Origin of the sequence: uncultured Pseudokineococcus sp. (assembly GCF_947495735.1) — a bacterium.
Lineage (GTDB): Bacteria > Actinomycetota > Actinomycetes > Actinomycetales > Quadrisphaeraceae > Pseudokineococcus.
The window spans coordinates 25,218-48,765 of record NZ_CANMAA010000017.1 but is presented as its reverse complement, the minus strand read 5'-3'; the positions used below and the strand labels follow the sequence as shown (position 1 = coordinate 48,765).

At 73.8% G+C, this 23,548-nt stretch carries 21 protein-coding genes; 16 read left to right on the top strand and 5 right to left on the bottom strand.

The annotated features are described in order from the left end of the window. Nucleotides 1–16: 16 nt before the first annotated feature. The 7 genes from cydB to Q0848_RS16905 all read left to right on the top strand — a co-directional run bounded on the left by cydB (nt 17) and on the right by Q0848_RS16905 (nt 7,072). Nucleotides 17–1,036: a cytochrome d ubiquinol oxidase subunit II gene (gene cydB / locus Q0848_RS16935; protein ID WP_299039650.1), complete on the top strand. Its 1,020-nt coding sequence runs from the start codon at nt 17–19 to the stop codon at nt 1,034–1,036. Next, a complete protein-coding gene (gene cydD, locus Q0848_RS16930) occupies nt 1,033–4,533 on the top strand; it encodes a thiol reductant ABC exporter subunit CydD (RefSeq protein ID WP_299039648.1) in 3,501 nt (1,166 codons plus the stop codon). The genes cydB and cydD overlap by 4 nt, the downstream gene beginning before the upstream one ends. Nucleotides 4,534–4,927: 394 nt before the next feature. Further along, nucleotides 4,928–5,317 (top strand): tautomerase family protein, encoded by a 390-nt coding sequence (locus tag Q0848_RS16925; RefSeq protein WP_299039646.1) that lies wholly within the window; start codon nt 4,928–4,930, stop codon nt 5,315–5,317. A gap of 2 nt (nt 5,318–5,319) precedes the next feature. Next, nucleotides 5,320–5,709 carry a RidA family protein gene (locus Q0848_RS16920; RefSeq protein WP_299039644.1) on the top strand — a complete coding sequence of 130 codons (390 nt, stop codon included), beginning with the start codon at nt 5,320–5,322 and terminating at the stop codon, nt 5,707–5,709. A 311-nt stretch (nt 5,710–6,020) separates the two neighbouring features. Then, complete coding sequence (locus tag Q0848_RS16915; RefSeq protein ID WP_299039643.1) at nt 6,021–6,188, top strand: hypothetical protein; 168 nt, start codon at nt 6,021–6,023, stop codon at nt 6,186–6,188. Between the two features lie 185 nt (nt 6,189–6,373). Beyond that, nucleotides 6,374–6,577, top strand: a complete 204-nt coding sequence (locus Q0848_RS16910) for a hypothetical protein (protein ID WP_299039641.1) — start codon at nt 6,374–6,376, stop codon at nt 6,575–6,577. A 90-nt stretch (nt 6,578–6,667) separates the two neighbouring features. Then, nucleotides 6,668–7,072 carry a hypothetical protein gene (locus tag Q0848_RS16905; protein WP_299039639.1) on the top strand — a complete coding sequence of 135 codons (405 nt, stop codon included), beginning with the start codon at nt 6,668–6,670 and terminating at the stop codon, nt 7,070–7,072. A gap of 139 nt (nt 7,073–7,211) precedes the next feature. On the opposite strand, the gene Q0848_RS16900 is transcribed toward Q0848_RS16905, so the two are convergent. Next, nucleotides 7,212–8,561, bottom strand: a complete 1,350-nt coding sequence (locus Q0848_RS16900; protein ID WP_299039638.1) for an NAD(P)/FAD-dependent oxidoreductase — start codon at nt 8,559–8,561, stop codon at nt 7,212–7,214. Between the two features lie 54 nt (nt 8,562–8,615). Further along, nucleotides 8,616–10,013: a mercury(II) reductase gene (gene merA, locus Q0848_RS16895; RefSeq protein ID WP_366146658.1), complete on the bottom strand. Its 1,398-nt coding sequence runs from the start codon at nt 10,011–10,013 to the stop codon at nt 8,616–8,618. Between the two features lie 118 nt (nt 10,014–10,131). Between merA and Q0848_RS16890 the strand changes: the two genes are divergently transcribed. After that, a complete protein-coding gene (locus tag Q0848_RS16890; protein WP_299039634.1) occupies nt 10,132–10,521 on the top strand; it encodes a heavy metal-responsive transcriptional regulator in 390 nt (129 codons plus the stop codon). Between the two features lie 91 nt (nt 10,522–10,612). Here the strand turns inward: Q0848_RS16890 and Q0848_RS16885 are convergent, their stop codons facing one another. Beyond that, nucleotides 10,613–11,023, bottom strand: coding sequence for a MerR family transcriptional regulator (locus Q0848_RS16885; RefSeq protein WP_299039632.1), 411 nt, complete (start codon nt 11,021–11,023; stop codon nt 10,613–10,615). 134 nt (nt 11,024–11,157) lie between these two features. Here Q0848_RS16885 and Q0848_RS16880 point away from each other — a divergent pair, with 134 nt between their 5' ends. The 7 genes from Q0848_RS16880 (at nt 11,158) to Q0848_RS16850 (ending at nt 20,044) form a co-directional block, all read left to right on the top strand. Beyond that, nucleotides 11,158–12,177, top strand: coding sequence for an arsenic resistance protein (locus Q0848_RS16880; RefSeq protein WP_299039630.1), 1,020 nt, complete (start codon nt 11,158–11,160; stop codon nt 12,175–12,177). A gap of 593 nt (nt 12,178–12,770) precedes the next feature. Then, nucleotides 12,771–14,600: a cytochrome c biogenesis protein ResB gene (locus tag Q0848_RS16875; protein ID WP_299039628.1), complete on the top strand. Its 1,830-nt coding sequence runs from the start codon at nt 12,771–12,773 to the stop codon at nt 14,598–14,600. A gap of 2 nt (nt 14,601–14,602) precedes the next feature. Continuing rightward, nucleotides 14,603–15,586, top strand: coding sequence for a c-type cytochrome biogenesis protein CcsB (gene ccsB, locus Q0848_RS16870; protein WP_299039627.1), 984 nt, complete (start codon nt 14,603–14,605; stop codon nt 15,584–15,586). A 171-nt stretch (nt 15,587–15,757) separates the two neighbouring features. After that, nucleotides 15,758–16,144 carry a metalloregulator ArsR/SmtB family transcription factor gene (locus tag Q0848_RS16865; protein ID WP_366146661.1) on the top strand — a complete coding sequence of 129 codons (387 nt, stop codon included), beginning with the start codon at nt 15,758–15,760 and terminating at the stop codon, nt 16,142–16,144. Next, nucleotides 16,141–18,108, top strand: coding sequence for a cation-translocating P-type ATPase (locus Q0848_RS16860; protein WP_299039623.1), 1,968 nt, complete (start codon nt 16,141–16,143; stop codon nt 18,106–18,108). The genes Q0848_RS16865 and Q0848_RS16860 overlap by 4 nt, the downstream gene beginning before the upstream one ends. Nucleotides 18,109–18,176: 68 nt before the next feature. Continuing rightward, nucleotides 18,177–18,632: a signal peptidase II gene (gene lspA, locus Q0848_RS16855; protein WP_299039621.1), complete on the top strand. Its 456-nt coding sequence runs from the start codon at nt 18,177–18,179 to the stop codon at nt 18,630–18,632. 188 nt (nt 18,633–18,820) lie between these two features. After that, entirely contained in the window at nt 18,821–20,044 is a 1,224-nt protein-coding gene (locus Q0848_RS16850) for an Nramp family divalent metal transporter (protein WP_299039696.1), read from the top strand. 73 nt (nt 20,045–20,117) lie between these two features. Here the strand turns inward: Q0848_RS16850 and Q0848_RS16845 are convergent, their stop codons facing one another. Both Q0848_RS16845 and Q0848_RS16840 read right to left on the bottom strand, forming a co-directional pair. Beyond that, on the bottom strand, nt 20,118–20,852 hold the full coding sequence (locus Q0848_RS16845; protein WP_299039619.1) for a ZIP family metal transporter: 735 nt from the start codon (nt 20,850–20,852) through the stop codon (nt 20,118–20,120). Then, on the bottom strand, nt 20,852–21,436 hold the full coding sequence (locus Q0848_RS16840; protein ID WP_299039617.1) for an isoprenylcysteine carboxylmethyltransferase family protein: 585 nt from the start codon (nt 21,434–21,436) through the stop codon (nt 20,852–20,854). Before Q0848_RS16840 ends, Q0848_RS16845 begins: the two co-directional genes overlap by 1 nt. Nucleotides 21,437–21,569: 133 nt before the next feature. Here Q0848_RS16840 and Q0848_RS16835 point away from each other — a divergent pair, with 133 nt between their 5' ends. Beyond that, the gene (locus Q0848_RS16835) at nt 21,570–23,405 is read left to right on the top strand and encodes an N-acetylmuramoyl-L-alanine amidase (RefSeq protein ID WP_299039615.1); all 1,836 of its coding nucleotides are present in this window, start codon (nt 21,570–21,572) and stop codon (nt 23,403–23,405) included. The last annotated feature ends 143 nt before the right edge of the window (nt 23,406–23,548 follow it).

Sequence of the window (23,548 nt, the reverse complement as noted above, 5' to 3'; positions counted from 1 at the left end):
CTCCGGGGAGTCCGCCATGGACCTGATCACCATCTGGTTCGCCCTCGTCGTGCTGTGCTGGGTGCTGTTCTTCGTCCTGGAGGGCTTCGACTTCGGCGTCGGCGCGCTCTCGCCGCTGCTGGGGCGCGACGACCACGAGCGCTCCGCCGCGCTGCGCACCATCGGGCCCTTCTGGGACGGCAACGAGGTCTGGTTCGTCGCAGCCATCGGGGTCACCTTCGCCGCTTTCCCCGACTGGTACGCGGCCCTGCTGTCGGGCTTATTCCTGCCCTTCGTGGCCGTGCTGGTGCTGCTCGCGGGCCGCGGCGTCGCGCTGGAGTTCCGCGGCAAGCACTCCGGGGCGGCCTGGCGGCGCCGGTGCGACGTGTGGCTGGCAGCGACGTCCCTCGGTGTGGTCGCCCTGCTCGGGGCGCTGCTGACCGTCTTCGTCCGCGGGCTCGCCCTGGGCGCCGACGGCGAGGTGCACGCCGGCCCGGGCGTGGGCGCCGGGCTCCTGCGCACCCTGGAGCCGCTGGCGACCTGGCAGGCGCTGGCCGGTGCTGTGGCCGCGGTGAGCCTGGCGGTGCTGTTGGGCTCGACGTTCCTGGGCCTGCGCACCACCGGGCCGCTGCGACGTCGAGCGCGGCGCGTGGCCGTCGCCACGGCCTCCGCGGGCGCCGTCGCCCTCGCCGTGGCCGCCGGCATCAGCGGCCTCACCGGTCAGGGACCGGCCCCGCTGTGGGGTGGCGGTGCCCTCGTCCTGCTCCTGGTCGTCGCCGCGGCCGCGGCCCGCCGCGAGGCGCTGGCCTTCGTCGCCGGGGCCGTGGTCGTCGCCGCGGCGGTGGTCGCCGCCCTGACCGCCGGGGGCGAGGTGGTCCTGGCCAGCACCCTGGACCCGGCCTGGTCGCTGACCCGCGGGTCCGCCGCCGCCTCCAGCACGGCGCTGGAGGTCATCAGCTGGGCCGGCGTCGTGGTCCTGCCCGGCGTCGTGGCCTACCAGGCCTTCTCCTACTGGGTGCTGCGCCAGCGGGTGACCAGCGAACGGGTGCCCACGTGAGCGCCAAGGCCCGCCGTGGCCCGCTGGACCCCCGTCTGCTGCGCCGCGCGCCCTCCACCCGCCCCTGGGTCGCCGCCGTCGTGCTGGTCACCGGCGCCCAGGCGCTGGTCACCGTCCTGGTCGCCGGCGTTCTGGCCGCCCTGGTGACCGCCCTGGTCGCCCTCGAGGACCCCGCCCGTGCGGGGACGCTCCCGCTGCCCGCCGCCGGCGTCGGGACCTGGCTCGGGCTGCTCGCGGGCGCCCTGGGACTGCGGGCTGCCCTGGCCTGGGGCGAGCGGGTGCTGACCACCCGTGCGGGGTCCGCCGCCGTCGACGACGTGCGCCGCGCCGCACTGGCCGCCGCGCTGCGGCGGGGGCCCGCGTGGGTCGCCGCCCACGGGCCCGCCCGGCTCGGTGCCCTGCTCAGCAGCGGCCTCGACGCGCTGCGGCCTTGGTTCGAGGGGTACCTGCCCGCCCTCGTCGTCGCCGGCGTGATCCCGCCCCTGGTCGTGGCCACGATGCTCCTGGTCGACCCCGCCTCGGGCGTCATCGTCCTGCTCACCCTGCCGCTGGTACCGGTCTTCGCCGCGCTCGTCGGCTGGGCCACCGCCGAACGCGCCCGCCAGCGATGGCTCGCCACCCGGCGCCTGACCGGCCACTTCCTCGACGTCGTCGCAGGCCTGCCCACGCTGCGCCTGCACGGGCGGGCCCAGCGCCAGGTCGACGTCGTCGCGCAGATGACCCGGGCCCAGGCCACCGAGACCGCCCGCGTGCTGCGGCTGGCGTTCCTGTCCTCGACCGCGCTGGACCTGGTGGGCACCCTGTCGGTCGGCCTCGTCGCCGTCGAGGCCGGCCTGCGCGTGGCCGCCGGCACCCTGGACCTGCTGCCCGCGCTGCTGCTCATCCTGCTCGCCCCCGAGGCCTACCGGCCCCTGCGCGAGGTCGGTGCCCGCTTCCACGCCGCCGCCGACGCCACCGCCGTGGTCGAGGAGGTCGAAGACCTCCTCGACGTCCCCGACGCCCACGACACCGAGAAGCCCCAGCCCATCGCCCCCGCGTCGGGCCCCCCGAGGGCAAGCGCCCTAGGAGTGCGGGTCCGTCACCCCGGTACCCAGGTCGACGCCCTGCACCTGCCGCACCTGTCCGTCACCGCCGGAGAGCTCCTCGCCCTGCGGGGACCCTCCGGCGCGGGCAAGACCACGGCGCTGCGCGTCCTCGCCGGCACCCAACCGGCCGCCACCGGCGCGTTGGAGGTGGTCGGCGGAGGACCCGCCGGCAGTCGTGACGGCCTCATCTACGTGCCCCAGCGCCCGACGCTGCCGCACGCCCGCACCATCGCCGACGCACTGGACGTGCTCGCGGGCGACGACGAGCGCTGGGCCGCCCTGGCCGACGTCGGGCTCGCCGACGAGATCGCCGCCCTGCCGCTGGCCCTGGCGACCCCGCTCGGCGAAGGAGGCGCCGGGCTCTCCTCGGGCCAGCGCCAACGACTGGCGCTGACCCGCGCCCTGGCCATGGCGGCCCACCACCCTCGCCTGCTGCTCCTGGACGAGCCCACCGCCCACCTCGACGCCGCCGCCGAACAGCTCGTCATAGCCCGCCTGCGCCAGGTGGCCGCACGCGGCAGCGCTGTCCTGGTCGTCTCCCACCGGCGGGCCCTGCTCGCCGCAGCCGACCGCACCCTCGAGGTCCACCAGCCCCAGCCCGCCAAGTCCGCACCCGCTGGCCCCGCACCCGCTAGCCCCGCACCCGTCTGCCCCGGTCCGGCCGCAGCAGGCGGATCTGCCGCACCAGCCGGTCAGGGCGTGCGCTTGGCATCCGAGCAAGGCGGAGCCCACGCCCTCCCACCGGCGCAGGCGGCCTGGTCGCGACAGCTGCTGCGGCGGGCCTCCCGGTCGGCACCAGTCGCTGTGGCCCTGGGTGCCACCTCCTGGCTGGCCGGGCTGCTGCTGACCGCGGCGGCCACCTGGCTGCTCGTGCGCGCATCAGCGATCCCACCGGTGCTGACCCTCTCGACCGCCGTCGTGCTGGTCCGCGGGTCCGCCGTGGCCCGTCCCCTGCTGCGCTACCTCGAGCGGCTGGTCTCCCACGAGGTCGCCTTCGACAAGCTGGGGCGCTGGCGCTCCCAGGTGTACGCCGCGCTCGTGCCCCGCGTGCCCGGACCCGGCCCGTTGCGCCGCGGGACCCTGCTGACCCGGGTGGTCGACGACGTCGACGCCCGCGTCGACGGGCTCCTGCGGGGGCAGCTGCCCGCACTGTCCGCACTCCTCGCGCTGCTCGTGGCGACGGGCGCAGCCACAGCCGCGCTACCCCTCGCCGGCGCGGCAGTCGCCGCGGGACTGCTCGTCGCAGGAGTGCTGGCACCCCTCATCGGCGCACGCGAGGCCGCCCACCGCGAGGCCGTCGTCGCCGGCGCCCGCGCCCAGGTCCTCGACGCCCTCACCGAGACGCTCGACGGCGCCGAGGAGCTCGCCGCCCGCGGCGTCCAGGACGCCCTACGCCTGCCCGACCGCCGCAGCGCCGCCCTCGCCGCCGCCGAGGCCCGCAGTGCGTGGTGGTCCGGCGCCGCCACCGCGCTCGGCCACCTCGGCGTCGCCGTCGCCGTCCTCGGGGCCGCCGCCGCAGCCACCTCCCCCGGGGCACTGGTCCCCGAGGTGGCAGCCGTCCTCGTCCTCGTCGCCCTGGCGCTCACCGAGCCCGCGCAAGCCCTCGTCGACGCCGCCGTCGCCCGTCAGCGCGCGGCCGCAGCGCAGACCCGCCTTCACGAGCTCGCGACCGCCCCGGTCGTCGCCGTCGAGCCCGCGGCGCCACGCCCCCTGCCGGCCTCCTCCGCCCTGACGGTCCGCGGGCTGGTCGCCGGATGGGACCCCACCCGACCGCCCGCGCTCCGCGGCCTCGACCTGGACGTCGGCGAGGGGGAGAAGGTCGCCCTCCTCGGACCCTCCGGCTCAGGCAAATCCACCCTCGTGGCCGTCATCGCGCGCCTGCTCGACCCCGCCGGTGGCCACGTGCTGCTCGGCGGCGCCGACATCCGCGACCTCGCCGGCGACGACGTCCGACGCCGCGTCGCCGTCGTCGGCGACCACGGCGACCACCTGTTCAACTCCACCCTCCGGGAGAACCTCCGCCTGGCCGCCCCGGACACCGACGACGCCCACCTCGTCACCGTCCTCCAACGGGTGCGCCTCGGACCATGGCTGGCCGCCCTGCCCAACGGTCTGTCCACACAGCTCGGAGACGGCACCATCTCCGGCGGCGAACGACGCCGCCTCGCCGCCGCCCGCGCCCTGCTAGTCAACCCCACGCTGCTCGTCCTCGACGAACCCACCGAAGGCCTCGACGAGCCCACCGCCGAAGCCCTCGTCGCCGACCTGCTCGACGCGGCCTCCCACCTCGGCGTCCTCCTGCTCACCCACCGCAGCGAAGGCCTCGACAAGGTCCACGTCGTGCACCAACTTCCCACCGCCCACACCCGGACCCCACCAGGCCATCCGCTGCCTGCACGCGCGTCCCTCTAGATCGACCGACGCGGAAACGACCACCAGCGCCGATGACAGCGCCCACTGCCTCCGCAGCGTCCCGGATGAGGATCCCCAGTGACACAAGATCACGCCGGGCGGCCCGGGCCGTGCCGCGGGCGCCGCAGTGCCCCAGCAGGCGGTCGGCTACTGGGACGCGGTTCGGGGGCGACGGCTCGATGGGGAGCCCCCGTGTCCGGCGGCGCCGTCGGGGATGGGAGGTAGTGGCCGACCCGGACCGCGGGCCCCTAGGGTCCAAGTCATGACGCCGTCCCGCCCGCTGCTCTGCTGGTGGTCCCGCTCCTAGAGCGGTCGCGTCCTCACCCAGAGAACCGGCCCCGCCGGTCCTGGGCATCTGCTCGTGCGCCCGGCGTGGTCCACGACAGGAGCCTCGATGTCCCAGTTCAAGGTCTACGGCCAACGCCAGGTCCTCACCCCGCTGCGCACGGAGATGTCCGACGTCCTGCACGCCGCCGCTGTCGAGGTCCTCGGTCTACCCGCGGACAAGCGCTTCCACCGGTTCTTCCCCATGGACCCCGAGGACTTCCCCACCCCAGCCGGCCGCAGCGACCGGTACACCGTGATCGAGGTCCTCATGTTCGAAGGCCGCACCACCGCGACCAAGAAGGCGCTCTACCAGCGCCTGTACCGCGACTTCGCCGCCCACCTCAGCATCGAGCCGGTCGACCTGGAACTGACCCTCCTCGAGACGCCGCGCCACGACTGGGCGATCCGGGGCCAGGCCGGGGACGACCTCACCCTCACCTACATGGTCGAGCAGTGACCGTGGACGGTCGTCGACTGGTCTCGTCCGGAGCCGTGTGGGAGCCCGTGGTCGGGTACTCGCGGGCCGTTCGCGTCGGCGGGTGGGTCAGCGTCGCAGGGACTACGGCGGCCCTGCCGGACGGCGGGGCCGTCGGCGGCGACGACGCGGGCGAGCAGACCCGTGAGGTGATCCGGCGTATCGCGGCAGCGCTCGAGCAGGTCGGTGCGGGGCTGGAGCACGTGGTGCGCACCCGCATGTTCGTCACCGACATCAGCCGGTGGGAGAACGTCGGGCGGGCCCACGGGGAGTTCTTCGCCGACATCCGTCCCGCCAGCTCGATGGTCGAGGTCAGCGCCCTGATCGACCCGGCCCTGCTGGTCGAAGTCGAGGTCGACGCCGTCGTCTCCTAGCGCGATGGGCAGCGGGACTACGGGTGGTGGCCCCCCGGGGGGAGGAAGACGGCCGCGCCGAATGCCGGACTCGAACCGGCTCGCCCCGTGAGGGTTACTCCACCGCGATGGGTTTGAGCGCCTGCGTTCCCATAGGCCCTTGACGACGCGGCCGTCGACCCAAGGTTCGCCTGCTCCCCGTCGTCGAGCAAGGCCCTTCCGGTCTGGCCGTCCCAGTCGCCGATCGTCAGCGGCGCGGCTGATCGGCGCCTCGGTCACGCTCAGGGCCGAGGCGGCGCCGCCGATGCTGACTGAGGAGAGGTGGTGCTGCGATGCGTCGAACGGCGTTCTTCCTGCTTCTGGGCAGCGCTGTGCTGCTGCCGATCAGCTTGGCCCTGCTGGTCCTCCCGGGTCCGGGCTTCGTCGTGCTGCCGCTGGCTCTGGTGCCGGCGGCCGTCGGGGGCACGCTCCTTGTGGTGGACGCCAGCCTGCGTCGGTAGGCGATCGGATGAGGGACGGCCGCGGGGGAGCGGCGGCCAGGCGCTCCGGCTGCCGTCGGATCAAGCCTTCATCGCTTCCCGCAACCCGCCATGCTGCCACCGTGATCACGGCGCGCTGGGTCAAGCGGCACCCGCTCCTCCTCTGGCACGCCAGCGTCACGACTGCCAGCACCCTGCTGATTGGCGTGGCATGGCTCGTACGCGACCAGAGCGGGGAGGTCGACGTCACTGTGATCTTCGCCGGCATCCCGCTGCTGCTCATGGCGTTCCCGTGGTCGATCGCCTTCCTCGTCGGAGCGCCCTTCATGTCGATGGTCGCCCTTGCGTGGGCCAACGTGGGCGTTCACTACTTGCTGGCCAGGCTGCTGGATCGGCGCCTGCCCGGCTGACGATCCGATGCGGGACGGCCGCGGGGGAGTGGCGACGAGCTGCTCGAGCGGCCGTCGGCTCGCCGGCAGGCGGTCATGATCTGAGACGGGGTGCTCGACACCGTCAGCGCCTTCGGCCACGATCGGTGGGTGCCGGATCCCGCGAGGCCTGTGGCGCTGCGCTCAGTTGCGCCGGTGTTCTCGACCAGGGACGTGGGCCTGTGGTTGCAGCACTACCGCACGCTCGGTTTCACGGTCGAGGCCCATGGTGATGAGTACGGCTTCGCCCAGATGGGCAGCGTCGTGCTGCACGTCTCCCGTAATGCCGGTCACGACCCCTTGACGACCGCCGGGTGCGCCTACGTGGACGTCGAGGACGCGGCTGCTGTGTGGCGGGTCTGGTCGGCCGTTCCGGGTGGTCGTGACGTCGAGCCGGTCGAGACGGACTACGGGCTCAGCGAGGGCGCGCACGTCGACCCCGACGGCAACCTGCTGAGGTACGGCTCTCGTCGCTGACCTTCCCGACCCGGTGGGCCGGCCACTTCCTGCCGGGGGCCGGGGCTGCCGGCGAGGACTGGTCGTGCACCGGTGACCGGGTCGGGGTGAGGACAGGGTCCAGGCGTCGTCTGCGCAGGCGCTGGCCCTGGTGTGGTGGCTACAGGTCCAGGGTCTCCAGGGCGGTGAGGTAGCCCTCGGTGTAGGTGGGGAACTGGGCTACCTGGTCCAGCAGGGTCTCCAGGGGGATGCCGGCCCGGATGGCCAGGGAGGCCTGGTGGATCCACTCGCTGGCCTGGGGTGCGACGGCCCAGGCGCCGATCAGGACGCGGCGGTCGGTGTCGGCGAGTAGGCCCAGGTGGCCGCGGGGGTCGCGCTCGAAGGTCCATGGCCGGGCGATCGAGGTGGCGAGGTCGACCTCGACGGCCTTGGTGGACAGTCCTCGGGCCTCGGCCTGGGCGAGGGTGAGGCCGGCGGCGGCGATGTCGGGGTCGGCGAAGACGACCCGTGGGATGCCGTCGTAGCGGGCGGGACGGGCCCGGCCGAGGATGGCGTCGGCGGCGATGCGTCCTTGGTACTTGGCCACGTGGGTGAAGGGCATGACGGCGGTGACATCGCCGATGGCCCAGATGCCCTCGGCGGCCTGGCAGTGCTCGTCGACCAGGACCTCGCCGTGCTTCCCCAGGTTCACCCCGGCCTCTCCCAGGCCGAGGCCGTGGCTGCGTGGTGCCCGACCGGTGGCCATGACCACGACGTCGGCGCGCACCGCCGTGCCGTCGTCGAGCTCGATGACCTGGTCATCGCCGTCGCGTCGTGCCCGCGCCGGGGTAGCGCCGACGTGGACCTGCACGCCCGCTGCTTCCAGCGCGGCCCGGGTGAGGTCACCGACCTGGGGCTCTTCGCGGGCGAGCAGCCGCGGTCCGCGCTGGAGGAGGGTCACGGCGGTACCGAAGCGGGCCAGGAACAGTGCCGTCTCGACGCCGACGGCGCTGCCGCCGATGACCACCGCCCGGGCCGGCAGGTCAGGGGTGGTGTAGGTCTGCCGGTTGGTCCACACCTGGACGTCCTGGAGACCGTCGATGGCCGGGACCACGGCCGTCGAGCCGGTGGCGATGACGACGGCGTCGGCGTGCAGCTCGCGTCCGTCGACCTCGACCACGCCGGGGGCGACCAGCCGGGCGGCGCCCTTGAGGACCAGGGCGCCCTGGTCGGCGTACCCGTCGACCTGGGCGGAGTCGTCGAGGTGACGGGCCATGTCGTCGCGGTAGGCGCGGGTGGCGGGCCAGTCGAGCTCGGCTCCGCTGACCCCGGCAGCCCGCTGCACCTCGCCACCGGCCTCGGGGGGACGCAGCACCGTCTTGGACGGGATGCACGCCCAGTAGGCGCACTCCCCGCCGATCAGCTCGCGCTCGACGACGGCCACGGACCTGCCCGCGGCCAGCAGCCGGCTCGCGGTGACCTCACCGCCGGGGCCCATGCCGATCACGACGCCGTCGACGTGCTCACTCATCTGCTGCTCCTGTCCATGCAAGGGGGGTGTCGGTCACGCCAAGGGAGGGGTCTCTTAGGCGCAGCAGGACGTCGGCATCTGGTCGCGGAAGAGCCCAGCGGCGATGCGCAGGCTCTCGGCGATGGTCAGGTACGGCGCCCAGGTGTCGGCGAGGTCTCCGACGCTCATGCCGGCCTTGATGGCGTACGTGGCGGCGAGCATCAGCTCGCCAGCGCCGTCGGCCAGGACGTGCACGCCCAGGACCCTGCCGGTGACGGCATCGGCCACGACCTTGACCGCGCCTGTGGTCTGGTGCTGGACCAGGGCCCGGGGGACGTCGGACAGGTCCAGGACCCGGCACGCGCAGGCGTAGCCACGGGCGAGGGCTTGGGCCTCGCTCAGGCCCGCGCGGGCCAGCTGGGGGCGGGTGAACACCACGGCCGGCAGGCCGGTGTAGTCCACCCGTGCGGGCCGGGCACCGGGGTCGGCCAGGGCGTTCAGCGCGGCGACCCGCCCGCCGGCGGCGGCGACGTAGACGTACTGCGGGGCCCCCGTCACATCACCAGCGGCGTGCACGCGCGGGTTGGTGGTGCGCTGGGTGTCGTCGACGACCACGAAACCCCGCTGATCGACCTCCACCCCGGCCGCGGCCAGGCCCAGGCCGTCGGTGCGCGCGGTGCGTCCGGTGGCGACCAGCAACCGGGCACCGCGGACCTGGGCGCCCGAGGCGGTGGCGACCACGACCTCCTGCCCCAAGGACCCGGCAGCGATGACCGCGGTCGCATGCTCCTCGACGACGGTGATGCCGTCCTCAGCGAAGACCTCTCGCAGCCGACCGGCGAGCTCGGGCTCGGCGTCGGGGGCCAGCCGCCCGACCACCGAGACCCGGACGCCGAGGTGGGCGAACAGCTGGGCCTGCTCCAAACCGACGTAGCCGGCACCGACGACGACCAACGACTGCGGCAGCTCGGTCAGCTCCATCGCCGTGGTCGAGGTCAGCCAGTCCACCTCTCCCAGGCCCGTCACGTCCGGGACGACCGGGGCAGCGCCGGTGGCGACCAGGTAGGCCCGTGCCGGTAGCACCTGACCGTCGACGGCCAAGGTCTGCTCGTCCACGAACGTGGCCTGGCCCGGGCGGACCTCGAAGCCGTAGGCGGCGGCCACATCGGCGTACTTCGCCCCCCGCAACCGCTCCACGAGGGCGTCCTTCTGACCCACCAGGGCCCCCAGGTCCACCGGACCTGCTGATGTCGGCGCCCCACCGAAGGGGTTGGTCAGCGCGGCGTGGCGCGCCCCGGCGGCCGCCAGCAGCGTCTTGGACGGCACGCAGCCCACGTTCACGCACGTCCCCCCCAGGACGCCCCGCTCGACCAGCACGACACTGCGACCGGCCTGGCTGGCAGCGATCGCCGCGGACATGGCCGCGCCCCCGGACCCGATCACCGCCAGATCGACGACGTTGTCCTCACCCAAGCCCATGCCCTATTCCCACCCTCGCGTCGCCGCTGCTGCCTCGAGCAGACTGGACGTTCCAGTGCAGGGGAAGGTCAAGCCACGACCAGGCGCGCCACTCTCGACCAAGGAGGACCCGATGCGGATCGGGGAGCTCGCCGCCGCCAGCGGCACCACCACCAAGACCCTGCGCTTCTACGAGCACGCCGGGCTGCTGCCCCCGCCCAAGCGCACCAGTAGCGGCTACCGGGACTACACCACCGCGGCCGTGGCGCGCCTGGACTTCATCCGCCGCAGCCGCACCGCCGGGCTCACCCTCGCCCAGATCCGTGAGGTCCTCGACATCCGCGACGCCGGACGAGAGCCCTGCCAGCACGTGCACGACCTGCTCCAGACCCACCTGCACGACCTGGACCGCCAGATCGCCGACCTGCAAGAGCTGCGCCACACCGTCGCCCACCTGCACGACCGTGCCGCCACCCCCGACCCCACCGACTGCGACGCCACGACCGTCTGCCGCTACCTGTGACCCCCCACGGCCACGTTGACAGTCACCCGCACCCCGAAGCCCGACGCCAGTTCCCCACTCACGATCGACTGGCGGGACGTGTGTCGGGCGGTCAGGGATGGTGGCGCTGTCGCTGCATGACGCACTCGGAGGAGCAGTGCGCGTCGGAGTCGGGGCAGGCGGCGAGGTCGGTCTGTGCGGCGCCGAGGCGGGCGCTGAGGGCCTCGAGGTGGGTGCGCTTGGCCTCGAGCCGGTGGACCTGCTCGGCCAGCAGCGGGGCGAGGTGCTCGCGGACGTCGGTGCACGAGCGGGTCCGCAGCACAGCCAGGTGCTCACCGATCTGCTCCAGGGACAGGCCGAGCTCCTTGCTCGCCTCGATCAGGTCCAGGCGCATCAGGTCGGCCTCGTCGTAGTCGCGGTAGCCGTTGGCCAGCCGCGCCGCGGGCAGCAGTCCGGCGTCCTCGTAGAAGCGCAGGGTGCTGGCCGCGACGCCGCTGCGGCGGCTGACCTCGGAGATGCGCACCACAGCGACGGTAGCCACCCCCGCCGCCTTGACCTTCCAGCGGATCGAATCTTTACGGTCCCGACCGTGCCCACGACCACGCCACCGGCGCTGCCCCTGCCCCCGTCCCTGCCGACCCCGCAGGAGCGGGCGTGATGGCCGGCACCACCGACACCGCCGAGGACGGAGCCGGGCAGGGGCTGGTGGCCTGGGCCGACCGCCACCAGATCGCCCTGTACGTGCTGGCCATCGCCGCCGGCGTGGCCATCGGCCTCGGCGTGCCCGGCTCGCCCGGCCTCGAGGTCGCCATCAACCCGGTGCTGGCGACCCTGCTGTACGCGACCTTCCTCGGCATCCCCTTCGCCGCCCTCGGCCGCGCCGCCCGCGACGGGCGCTTCATGGCCGCCGTCCTGGTCCTGAACTTCGTCCTGGTGCCCGGGGTCGCCTACGGCCTGTCCCGGTTCGTGGCCGACGACCCCGCACTGCTGTTCGGGGTGCTGCTGGTGCTGCTGACCCCGTGCATCGACTACGTCATCGTCTTCAGCGGCCTCGCCGGCGCCGCCTCGGAGCGGCTGCTGGCCGCCTCCCCGCTGCTGATGCTGGCCCAGTTCCTGCTGCTGCCGGTCTACCTGTTCTTGTTCATCGGCCCCGAAGGGCTCGGGGTGGTCGAGCCGGCCCCGTTCGTCGAGGCCTTCCTGGTCCTGATCGTGGCGCCGCTGACCGCAGCCGCCGCCACCCAAGCCCTGGCCCGCCGACACCGGGCCGGCGCCCGCCTGCAGGAGCTGATGCACGCGCTGATGGTCCCGCTGATGATGGCCACCCTGGCCGTGGTCGTGGCCTCCCAGGCCCAGCTGGCCAGCGGCGCTGCCGGTCAGCTCGCGCGGGTGGTGCCGGTCTTCGCCGGCTTCCTGCTCGTCATGGCCCTCGTCGGGTCCCTCACCGGGCGCGTCTTCGGTCTCGACGTCCCGACCCGGCGGGCCCTGGTCTTCAGCGGCGCCACCCGTAACGGCCTGGTGATCCTGCCGCTGGCCCTGGCCGTGCCCGCCTCGCTGTCCCTGGCCCCGGCCATCGCCATCACCCAGACCCTCGTCGAGCTCATCGGCATGATCGTCTACGTCCGCCTAGTCCCTGCCCTCGTCCCGCACCCGCGGCCCACGCGCACGCCCCCCTCGTGACAAAGGCGGGGAGACCTCGAGACGGGGAAACCTCGAGACGGGGGCCACCGCGCGGGTGTCGCTGCCGCGCTTTTCCGATCGGCGATCCTGTACCGGCACCTGCCGTCCCGGCTGCGTCACCGGCGCGTCGGTCGGCGGTGAGGTCCGTCCGGTGGTCCGCACGTTCTCCTCGGCGGCTGAGGGCCGCCGACCGACCGTAGGCCTCGAGGGCACCGGTGCTCTGGGCTTGGGGCCGGTCCTCGCGGCTCTCAGAAGACTGCCAGGTCTGGTGTGGAAGGTTGGCGCCGTGGGAGCAGAGGCTGTTCGGAGCAGTCGCGGGCGCGTGAGCCTCGCAGCCGGGCAGCTGTCGTGACTGCTGCCCTTGCCGCCGTAGTTGGGGTGGCCCGGCGCGTCAGGACTGCCGTGCAGGCCACGGACGCGGCCGAGGGGCGCCGGGTCTGGACATCGAAGAGCAATCCGGCATCGGGTATCTCTCGCTGCTCGACCAGCCTGACAGGTATCCCACTGTTCGTGGTTGGCGGGCTGCTCGTGACCGGCGTGTGGGCGCAGTGGCCGGGCGCCGTGGGTGCTCGTTCCGCGGACTGGGCGCTGCGGTGAGCGCTCCTGTCCTGCCGGGGCGTGGGCGGCCCCCGGTGCAGCCGCGCCTCGGCACGGTCGGCACCGCTCGGTTCGTGTGGCGCCAACTCACGAGCATGCGGACGGCGCTGTTTTTGCTCGTGCTCCTGGCCGTCGGTGCGGTGCCCGGCTCGGTGGTCCCGCAGCTGGACGTCGACGCCGCCGCTGTCGTGACCTACCGTGAAGAGCACCCGGTTCTGGCGCCGTGGCTGGAGCGACTCGGCTTCTTCGACGTCTACGCCTCGCCGTGGTTCTCGGCGATCTATCTGCTGCTGTTCGTCTCCCTCGTCGGTTGCGTGCTGCCGCGCAGCCGACAGCAGTGGACGGCCTGGCGTTCGCGACCGCCGCGCACCCCGTCGCGCCTCGAGCGTCTGCCCGAGCACCGGGTGGTGGTGGCCGCGGGCGCGGACCCGCTGGGGCGCGCGGCCGCGGTCCTGCGCCGCCGGCGCTACCGGGTGGACCTGCGCCGGGAGGCCACCGAGGGAGCGGGAGGGTCGGACGGGGCGGCGACCCGCGGGTCGGTTGCCGCCGAGCGCGGTCACCTGCGGGAGACGGGCAACCTCGTCTTCCACCTCTCGCTGGTGGGTCTGCTGCTCGCGTTGGCGGCCTCCGGCCTGCTCAGCTACCGGGCCCAGGTCATCGTGCCCGTCGGCCAGGGGTTCTCCAACACGGTGGCCCGCTACGACAGGTTCGACCCCGGGGCGTGGGTGTCCGCCGCCGACCTGCTGCCGTTCGCGGTGACCCTGGACTCGTTGGCGGTGGAGTTCGAGGAGGTCGTCGGCGGCCAGCTGGGCGAACCCCGCGATTTCGAGGCGCGGGTGCGGGTGGATGAGCCGGGCGGACGAGCGCGCGAGGATGTCATCCGCGTCAACGAACCGTTGTCTGCGGGCGGCACGGAGGTGTACCTCGCGGGCAACGGGTACGCGCCGGTGGTTACGGTGACCGACGCCCAGGGCGTCGTCGTCTACTCCGAGCCCACGCCCTTCCTCGCCCAGGACTCGGCGTACACCTCTACCGGCGTGGTCAAGGTGCTGGGCGCGGGGCCGGGCCAGCAGCTGGGGTTCACCGGTGGTCTGCTCCCGACCGCCGTCATCGACGAGGAGGGACCGCGTTCCATCTTTCCCGACAAGCGCGACCCGCTGCTGCTGCTGACCGGTTTCCGAGGTGACCTCGGGGCCGTCAACGACGGGCTGCCGGTCAACGTCTACGAGCTCGACACGACGTCGATGGAGCAGCTCACGACGGGCGAGGGCGAGCCCTGGTCGGTGGCGCTGCGTCCGGGCGACGCCGTGGACCTGCCCGACGGCCTCGGGACGCTGCGCTTCGGGTACCCGCCGGATGTGGTCGCTGCGTCGGCGGCGGCCGGTGCGCCGGCGTCGGAGACCGAGCCGCTGCCTCGCTTCGCCGGGCTGACGGTGCAGCACGACCCGGGTCGCATTCCCGCGCTGGTCTTCTCCGTGCTGGCGATGGCCGGTCTCGTGGCGTCGTTGTTCACGCCCCGGCGGCGAGTCTTCGTGCGCGTGCTGTCCACTGAGGGCGGCGGCGCGCGGGTGGAGGTCGCCGGCCTGGCGCGTGGGGAGGACGCGGGCCTGGCGCAGGAGGTCGACGCCCTCGCCCGCGCTCTCGGCGCGGGGGTCCTCGCCGGAAGCGCTTCCGGACGCGCGGGCGCGCCCCGGGGAGGAGCTCCACCGGGTGGGCACCGGTCGCGCGGGGTCGCCGAGCGGCCGCAGCGAGGCCGCGGAGACCTCGACGCGCAGCATGAGCACCCGCACCGGCGTCGAGACCTGAACCAGGAGTTGAGGACATGAACATGAGCGAGTCACTCGCCGCGACGAGCAACGTGCTCGTCTACTCGTCGATGACGGTCTACGTCGTCGCGTTCGCCGCCTTCGCCCTTGACCTGTCGGGCCGTGGCCGCACGGTCCCCGCGGTGCGGCGGCGTGCCGAGCCGAAGGCCCTCGTCGGAGCGGGGGCGCCCAGCAGGGCCCGTGGTGGCACGTCGGAGGTGCAGGACGACGAGGCCCTCGTGCGCCGGCGCGCTGCGGCGGTCGGCGTCACGACGACGTGGCTGGCGTTGCTGCTGCACGGCGCGGCCGTCGTCACGCGCGGGGTCTCCGCGGGGCGGGTGCCGTTCGGCAACATGTACGAGTTCACGCTGATGGGGGCGGCGGTCGTGACGGCTGTCTACTGCACGGTCCTGCTCCGGCGGGACCTGCGCTACCTCGGCGTCTTCGTCGTCGGGCCCGTGCTGTTGACCCTGGGCATCGCGCTGTCGGTCCTGTACACCGAGTCCGCCCAGCTCGTGCCGGCGCTGCAGAGCTACTGGCTCGTCATCCACGTGTCCGTGGCGACCGTCAGCTCGGCGCTGTTCGTCATCGCCTTCTCGGCCAACGTGCTGCAGCTCGTGCAGGAGCGCCGGGAGCGCCTGGTGGCGGCCGGCAGGCCCCCGCGGCGCGGCCGCTTCATGGAGCGCCTGCCCGGCTCGGTGGAGCTCGAGCGGGCCGCGTACCGGCTCATCGCGGTGTCCTTCCCGCTGTGGTCCTTCACGCTCGTCGCGGGTGCGATCTGGGCCGAGCGGGCCTGGGGCCGGTACTGGGGCTGGGACCCCAAGGAGGTCTGGACTTTCGTCATTTGGGTCGTGTACGCGGCCTACCTGCACGCGCGGGCGACGCGCGGCTGGGACGGGCGCCGCTCGGCGTACCTGGCCATCGCCGGGTTCGCCTGCGTCCTGGTGAATTGGGGCATCGTGAACATCTTCTTCCCCGGCAATCACTCCTACGCCGGCATCGGCTGAGCACCCGTCCCCGAGCACCCGTCCCCGAGCACCCGTCCCCGAGCACCCAGCCTTGAGCACCCAGCCCCGCGCCCGACGTGGTCCGCTGGCTGGCGCCTGCCCGTAGCCGGACCCAACGGTGGGTCCGCGAGACCCCGCATGCGCTCTGGGCGCTAGCATCGAGCAATGACGATGATCGCGAGAGATGTCGATGCCAGTGGGCGGGCTCGGTTGGCGCCCGCTGGCGCGTTGTTCCGAGGGCTGGCCGACCCGACGCGCCTTGCGCTGGTCCGCCGCCTGGCAAGCGGTGAAGCGCGGGTGGTCGACCTGTGCACCGAGCTGGGTCTGGGCCAGTCCACCGTGTCCTCGCACCTGGCCTGTCTGCGGGAGTGCGGGCTGGTGGACTACCGCGCCCAGGGGCGCGCCTCGGTCTACCACCTGACCCGCCCCGAGCTGATGGACCTGCTCGCTGCGGCCGAGGACCTGCTGACGGCGACCGGGTACGCCGTGACCCTGTGCCCCGCGTACGCGACGACCGCCGCTGCTGACCCCACCACGACGCAGGAGAGCGCCCGATGAGCGACGCCTGCGGCTGCGGCGACGACGAGACCACCCCGGCGGGCAAGGACGTCGAGGACCATGAGGCCGAACGACTGTGGCAGGTCAGCGAGCTCCGCTTCGCGGCCGTCGCCGGCGTGCTGCTTCTCGCGTCGTTGGTCGCGGGGTCGATGGACAGGTCAGCGACCGCGACGGTGCTGAGCTGGGTGGCGCTGCTGGTCGGGGCGTGGACGTTCGTCCCGAGCACGCTGCGGCGACTGGCCGGGGGCAAGATCGGCGTCGGGACGCTGATGACGATCGCCGCGATCGGCGCGGTGCTGCTGGGCGAGGTCGCCGAGGCCGCCGCCCTGGCGTTCTTGTTCTCCGTCAGCGAGGGCCTGGAGGAGTACTCCCTGGCCCGCACCCGCCGCGGCCTGCGGGCGCTGCTCGACCTCGTCCCCGCCACGGCGACGGTTCTTCGCGGTGGTGTGGAGACGACGGTGGCTCCTGAGGAGGTGCGGCTCGGGGACCTGATGATCGTCAAGCCGGGAGAACGGGTCGCCACCGACGGGGTCATCCGCGCCGGCCGCACCGCACTGGACGTCTCGGCCATCACCGGTGAGTCGGTGCCCGTGGAGGCTGGTCCCGAGCACAGCGTCTACGCGGGCTCGATCAACGGCTCGGGCGTCCTGGAGGTCGAGGTGACCGCCACGGCCGAGGACAACTCCTTGGCGCGGATCGTGCGGATCGTGGAGGCCGAGCAGTCCCGCAAGGGCGAGGCGCAGCGCCTGGCGGACCGGATCGCCAAGCCGATGGTCCCTGGCGTGATGATCGCCGCGACCCTCATCGCGGTCGCCGGCAGCCTGCTGGGGGACCCGGGCACATGGGTCGAGCGGGCGCTGGTCGTGCTGGTCGCTGCCTCCCCGTGCGCCCTGGCCATCTCCGTCCCGGTGTCCGTGGTCGCCGCCGTCGGTGCTGCGTCCAAGCAGGGCGTGCTCATCAAGGGCGGCGCAGCGGTGGAGGCCCTCGGCGCGATCCGCGGGGTCGCCCTGGACAAGACCGGGACCCTGACCCGGAACTCCCCCGCCGTGGTGGCCGTCGTCCCCGTCCCCGGGCGCACCGAGGAGGACGTCCTGCGCGTGGCCGCCGCTCTGGAGGCCCGCAGCGAGCACCCCTTGGCCAGGGCGATCCTGGCTGCGGCGCCCGCAGCCCCCTCGGCGCAGGACGTGGAAGCCGTGCCGGGCGCCGGGCTCACCGGAACCCTCGAAGGTCGGCTCGTACGGCTGGGCCGGCCCGGCTGGGTCCAGACCGGGTCACTGGCGGGGGAGGTGGAGCGGATGCAGCAGGCCGGCGCCACCGCGGTCCTGATCGAGCAGGACGGCGCGCTGCTGGGAGCGGTCGCGGTGCGCGATGAGCTGCGGGCCGAGGCCGCCGACGTCGTCGCACAGCTGCGCCGCGAGGGGTACCACGTCGCCCTGCTCACCGGTGACAACACCCTGACCGCCACCGCCTTGGCCCGCGAGGTCGGCATCGAGGACGTGCACGCCGACCTACGTCCGCAGGACAAGGCCGCCCTGGTCGCCCGGCTGCGGAACCGGCGCCGCACCGCCATGGTCGGCGACGGCGTCAACGACGCGCCCGCCTTGGCGACTGCGGACGTGGGCATCGCGATGGGCGCGATGGGCACCGACGTCGCGATCGAGACGGCCGACGTCGCGCTCATGGGCGAAGACCTGCGTCACCTGCCCCAGGCGTTCACCCACGCCCGCAGGGCCCGACGCATCATGCTGCAGAACGTCGGACTGTCACTGGCGATCGTCGTCGTGCTCATGCCTTTGGCCCTGCTCGGTGTCCTGGGCCTGGCCGCGGTCGTCCTCGTGCACGAGGTCGCCGAGGTCCTCGTGATCGCCAACGGCGTCCGCGCCGGCCAGGCCCGCCCCCTCCTGACGGCCGAGGACCCAGCCGTGACCCCGGCGCTGGAACGCGCAGCGATGGCCGACCGGTGATCTCCACGTCCGCACCACGGCGCAGGCCCACGCCGGTGTCCCCGGCACGGCGACGCCTGGCAGCAGGCGTGGGCGTCGTCCTGGTCACGGCCACCGACCTCGGCGCCAAGGCGTGGGCCGTTGACGTGCTGCAGGACACGGTGATCGGTCTGGGCGTGGTGGACCTGCGGTTGGCGTACAACTCCGGGGTCGCCTTCTCGGTGGGCGCCGGTGCACCGGCGTGGCTGGTGCTGGCCGTGACGGCGACCGTCACCGCTGTGGTGAGCGTGCTGGTCTGGCGCACCGCCGTCACCGGCTCCGGCGTGAGGCTGGCTGCCCTGACCCTGGTCCTTGGTGGTGCTCTTGCGAACCTCGTCGACCGTGCGGCTGACGGCGTCGTCACCGACTACCTGCACAGCGGGTGGTTCCCGACGTTCAACCTCGCCGACGCCGCGATCGTCACCGGCGCCGCCCTGCTGGTGCTCACCGAGCTGCGCCAGCCGCGCCGCCCGACGGGGGAGGGGGCCAGGACGGGAGACGGCTGAGGCCAGCGGGCAGGTCCGGCTCGCTGGGAACGCACTGCCCGGCTCAGACCCTGCCCGGCTCAGACCTTGCCCGGCTCAGACCTTGCCCGGCTCAGACCTTGCCCGGCTCAGGCCCTGCCCGGCTCAGGCCTGGGCAGCCGCGCTGTGGGACGGTCTGAGTCGTGCCGCATCCCGCTCCTGCGTCGAGGGTGGCGCCGGAGCTTCCGCGCCAGTCGCTGGTGGGGATGCTCGGTCCGGCGTTCGTGGCTGCGGTCGCTTACGTCGATCCGGGCAACGTCGCGGCCAACCTCACCGCGGGCGCCCGGTACGGCTACCTGCTGCTGTGGGTGCTGGTCCTGGCCAACGCCATGGCCGTGCTGGTGCAGTTCCTGTCGGCCAAGCTCGGTGTCGTCACGGGGCGGACGCTGCCTGAGCTGCTCGGGCAGCGGCTGGGCCGGCGTGCGCGGTACGCCTACTGGGCGCAGGCCGAGCTTGTCGCCGCGGCGACCGACCTCGCCGAGGTGATCGGGGGCGCTGTCGCGCTCCAGCTGCTCTTCGGCACGCCGTTGCTGGTCGGTGCGCTCATCACCGGTGCTGCGTCGTTGCTGCTGCTGGCCCTGCACAGCCGGCGCGGGATCCGCCGGTTCGAGGCGGCGGTGATCTTCCTGCTCGTGGTCATCGCAGCCGGCTTCCTGTCCGGCTTGGTCGTGGCCCCACCCGACCCGGCCGCTGCGGCCGCCGGCCTCGTTCCTCGCTTCGCCGGAGCCGAGACGGTGCTGCTGGCCGCCTCGATGCTCGGGGCGACGGTGATGCCGCATGCGATCTACCTGCACTCGGCCCTGGCGCGCGATCACCACGGCGTCGTGGACCCGAGCCGCCGCCATGCCGTCCTGGCAGCGACCCGCCTGGACGTGGTCACAGCGCTCGTGCTGGCCGGTGTGGTCAACATCGCGATGCTGCTGCTGGCCGCCTCGTCCCTGCGCGGCGCCGCGGGTACCGACACGCTCGCGGGGGCGCACGCCGCGGTCGTGAGCGAGCTGGGGCTAGGGGTCGGGCTGCTGTTCGCCGTCGGGCTGCTGGCCTCTGGTCTGGCCTCGACGTCGGTCGGCGCCTACGCGGGTGCTGCGATCATGGCCGGGCTGCTGCACGTACGGGTGCCGATGCTGCTGCGCCGGCTCCTGACCCTGGTCCCCGCGCTCGTCGTGGTGGGCGCCGGGGTCGACCCGACCTGGGCGCTGGTCCTGAGCCAGGTGGTGCTGAGCTTCGGGATCCCTTTCGCGCTGGTACCGCTCGTGCGCCTGACCGGGGACCGGTCGCTGATGGGTGAGCACACCAGCGGGCCGGTGACCCGGTGGACCGCCCGGCTCGCTGTCGCCCTCGTCATCGCCCTCAACGTGGTGCTGGTGGTGCTGGTGGTGACCGGGGCGGCCTGAGCCTGAGCCGTGCCGCCGGGGCCCGGCAGGCAGCACGGCGGGTGGGCCGCCGCCCCGGTGGGTGTGCCCGCCCTCAGGTGTCGAGGTAGACGGAGATGAGCGCGAACAGGGCGAACCCGGCGGTCAGGGCGATGGGGCCCAGGCGGCTGGTCTGTCCCTGGTGGGCTTCTTCGATCATCTCTTCGACGACCACGCTGGTCAGTGCGCCACCGGTGAGGGCGAGCACGGACAGGGTGAGGACCTCCGGTGCCTGGCGTAGTGCGAAGTAGCCGAGGGCGGCGCCGAGGAGCACGGGGGCGGTGAAGCTGAGCGCCATCAGGACCCGGGTGCGGCGGGCGATGCCGGCGCGGCGCAGGGTCGCGATGGCGGCGAAGCCTTCGGGGATGTCGGCGGGGACTTGTCCCAGCGCGAGCAGCAGACCCAGGGAAGGGTTGAGCAGGGTCGCGGTGCCGATCATGACGCCGTCGCTGAACAGGTCCAGGGAGACCCCGGTGAAGATCGCGAGGGGGCCGGTGGCTCCCTGTCCGCCGCCCATGCGGTTCTTGACGTAGTCGAGAAGGCGTTCGACGCCCAGGAAGAAGGCTCCGCCGCCGACGAACGCGAGGATCGGCACCCATGGCGGGGTGGCTTGCAGCGCCTGGGGCATCAGCTCCAGGCCGACGACGGCCAGGACGATGCCGGCGGCCAGATGCAGGGCCAGGCTCAGGACGCGTTCGGAGACCTCGGTGACCTCCGAGGCCAGGGCGCCGAGGAAGTTGCCGGCCGCCGGTAGCGCTGCCAGGGCCAGGACGAGGGTGAAGCCCTCCATCACGCCTGCTCGCCGCTGGGTCGGGTAGGACCGGCCACCTCGGCCGGGGCCCGCAGGCCGACCCAGCGCGGGGTCGCGTCGCGGTACCGGACGTAGGGCCGCCCGAAGTGCCGGGCGAGGTGGGCCTCTTCGGCCGGCACCCACGCCGCGTAGACGACGGCGAGCCCACCGACCAGGGCCAGGGCAGTAGGGGAGCGGCGGGTGATGGCTGCGCCGGCCAGCGCGGCGAGCAGGCCGGTGTACTGGGGGTTGCGGCTGCAGCGGTAGGCCCCGCCGGTGACCAGGGTCCCGGCCGCGGTACCGCTCAGCTGCGCCGGCCCGGCGAAGCGCCGGGCGCCGGCCAGGACCAGCAGGCTCCCGGCGCCGGTCAACGCCACGGCCGCCGCGCGCACCGGCAGCGGCAAGGGCGCGCCGAAAGGTCGGGTGGTCAGGGTGATGGCGACCAGGGCGGTGTAGGCGCCGTAGTCGGCCCACATCCACGCGGCGGTGCCGGTGCGCAGGCGCCCCTCGCGCTGGAGGTCCCGGCGCATCCGGGACAGCAGGACCGGGACGCTGGCCAGCACGGGAGCTGCGCCCAGGGCCACGGGGGTGACCGGCCGGGGACGGGACCGGGAGCCCCTCGCCGGCTCAGAGCCGAGAGGGGAAGGCGAACTCAAGGAGTGGTGGTGGAGCGCCGAGGAGGTCCTCGAGGTCCGTCCCGTCCTGAGGAGCACGCGCATGCGTCGAGCCACCACGATCCTTGCCCTGTCGGCGTTAAGCTCGACGCTCCTGGTGCTGCCGATGGTAGGCGCCGACGCTGCGACTGCGCAGCCGCAGCCGGTCACGCCCAGCGTGCGGGCCCTGCCGCTGACCGGGGTCGACACGGCCGCCCTCGCGCAGTCCTCGGCACCGGCGCTGGAGGAGATGGCGGCACCGGGCGGTGGGCGGGTGACGGCGACCGCGGCCCTGCGCCCGGTGGCGGCGACCGGCCGGCTCAGCACGTCCCCGTTCTCCGCGGTGGGGGTGACGTGGGCGCCCGACCCGGCCCTCGAGACCGTCGCGGTGCAGGTGCGCACCCGCAGCGGCGGCCGCTGGGGCGGGTGGGCCGAGGTCGAGGTCCAGGCGAACTCCTCCCCCGACGGCGACGCGACCGGCAGCGGCGCCCGGCGCGCCGGGTCTGACCCGCTGTACGTGGGACCCAGCGACGGGGTGCAGGTACGGGTCGACGCGACCAGCGCGCGGCCCCGGCAGCTGAAGGTCGAGCTCATCGACCCGGGGACCTCACCGGCGGACGCCTCGAGCGCCGGGCGGGCGTCGACCGGCACGGTGCGCACGGCCGCAGCTGCTGCGCCGATCGCGGCGGCGCCCGCGTACGTCACGCGGGCCGGGTGGGGCGCCGACGAGCGGCTGCGCTCGTGCACGCCCACCGTCGCCTCGACGATCAAGGGCGGCATCCTGCACACCACCGCCACCGGCAACAGCTACACCGCAGCGCAGAGCCCGGCGATCATGCGCTCGATGTACGCCTACCACACCCAGTCCCTGGGGTGGTGCGACCTCGGCTACAACTTCGTCGTCGACAAGTACGGGACCCTGTTCGAGGGCCGTTTCGGCGGCGTCGACAAGGCCGTCGTCGGCGCGCACACCGGCGGGTTCAACACCGCCACCTTCGGTGTCTCCATGATGGGCAACCAGGACCTGGTCGCCCCGACCGCGGCGATGCTCACCACCGTGGAGAAGGTCTTCGCGTGGAAGCTCAGCCTCTACGGCCTCAGCCCCCGTGCCAGCACGACGTACACCTCGGCCGGCGGGTCGGCGACCACCTACCCCCGCGGTGCCCTCGTGACCAAGTCGGTGATCTCCGGGCACCGCGACTACTCGACCAAGAGCTGCCCAGGCAACTACGCCTACCCGCTGCTGCCCACGCTGCGCGAGGCGGTCGCGGCGCGGATGGCCGCTGCCACCACCCCGCCCCCGGCGCCGGTGGTCAAGACCGCGACGACGCTCACGCTGGCCGCCAGCCCGTCCACCCTGTCCTACGGCGCGGCGACCACCCTCAGCGGCAAGCTCACCACCGCCACGGGCGCGCCCGTGGCCGGCAAGCCGGTGCAGGTCTACGTGCGCAAGCGCGGCGCCAGCACCTACGCCCTGCTCAGCACCCGCACCACCGCCGCCGACGGCACCTACTCCGGCACCCACACCCCAACCACGAGCGTCGACTACGCCGTGCGCTTCCGCGAGGACGGGACGCACACCGCCTCGGGGCGTGAGGCCCGGGTGGACGTGGCGCCCACGGTGACGGCCGCCTTCTCGGGCGCCAGCGTCCGCCTCGGCGGCAGCGTCACCCTCACCGGCGCGGTCACCCCCGCCCACCCCGGCCAGCAGGTCACGCGCCAGCAGCTGGTCAACGGTACGTGGACGCCGCTGGCGACCACCACCCTCAGCTCCCGCGGCGGCTACACCTTCACCGTCAAGCCCACCTCCCGCGGCACCAAGACCTACCGCGTGGTCAGCTCCGCCGACAGCGACCACCTCACCGCCACCAGCCCCACCAGGACCGTGGTCGCCCGCTGAGCACCTCCTCGCAGGTACAGCAGTCCCAGCCCTCCCAGCACCTGCTCCCCACCGTCACCGAGACCGGGCCGGCCGGTGCGGCCGAACGTGGGGGCGCCGGGTCTTCGGCGGGCGACGTCAGCAGCCGGCTGGCCGCGAAGCAG

What these genes read in the sequence shown, in the direction of transcription:
- cydB (WP_299039650.1), top strand. Translation starts at nt 17, where the DNA reads ATGGACCTGATCACCATCTGGTTCGCCCTCGTCGTGCTGTGCTGGGTG.
- Q0848_RS16925 (WP_299039646.1), top strand. Translation starts at nt 4,928, where the DNA reads ATGTCCCAGTTCAAGGTCTACGGCCAACGCCAGGTCCTCACCCCGCTG.
- Q0848_RS16915 (WP_299039643.1), top strand. Translation starts at nt 6,021, where the DNA reads ATGCGTCGAACGGCGTTCTTCCTGCTTCTGGGCAGCGCTGTGCTGCTG.
- Q0848_RS16900 (WP_299039638.1), bottom strand. Translation starts at nt 8,561, where the DNA reads ATGAGTGAGCACGTCGACGGCGTCGTGATCGGCATGGGCCCCGGCGGT.
- Q0848_RS16890 (WP_299039634.1), top strand. Translation starts at nt 10,132, where the DNA reads ATGCGGATCGGGGAGCTCGCCGCCGCCAGCGGCACCACCACCAAGACC.
- Q0848_RS16880 (WP_299039630.1), top strand. Translation starts at nt 11,158, where the DNA reads ATGGCCGGCACCACCGACACCGCCGAGGACGGAGCCGGGCAGGGGCTG.
- ccsB (WP_299039627.1), top strand. Translation starts at nt 14,603, where the DNA reads ATGAGCGAGTCACTCGCCGCGACGAGCAACGTGCTCGTCTACTCGTCG.
- Q0848_RS16865 (WP_366146661.1), top strand. Translation starts at nt 15,758, where the DNA reads ATGATCGCGAGAGATGTCGATGCCAGTGGGCGGGCTCGGTTGGCGCCC.
- Q0848_RS16860 (WP_299039623.1), top strand. Translation starts at nt 16,141, where the DNA reads ATGAGCGACGCCTGCGGCTGCGGCGACGACGAGACCACCCCGGCGGGC.
- Q0848_RS16845 (WP_299039619.1), bottom strand. Translation starts at nt 20,852, where the DNA reads ATGGAGGGCTTCACCCTCGTCCTGGCCCTGGCAGCGCTACCGGCGGCC.
- Q0848_RS16835 (WP_299039615.1), top strand. Translation starts at nt 21,570, where the DNA reads ATGCGTCGAGCCACCACGATCCTTGCCCTGTCGGCGTTAAGCTCGACG.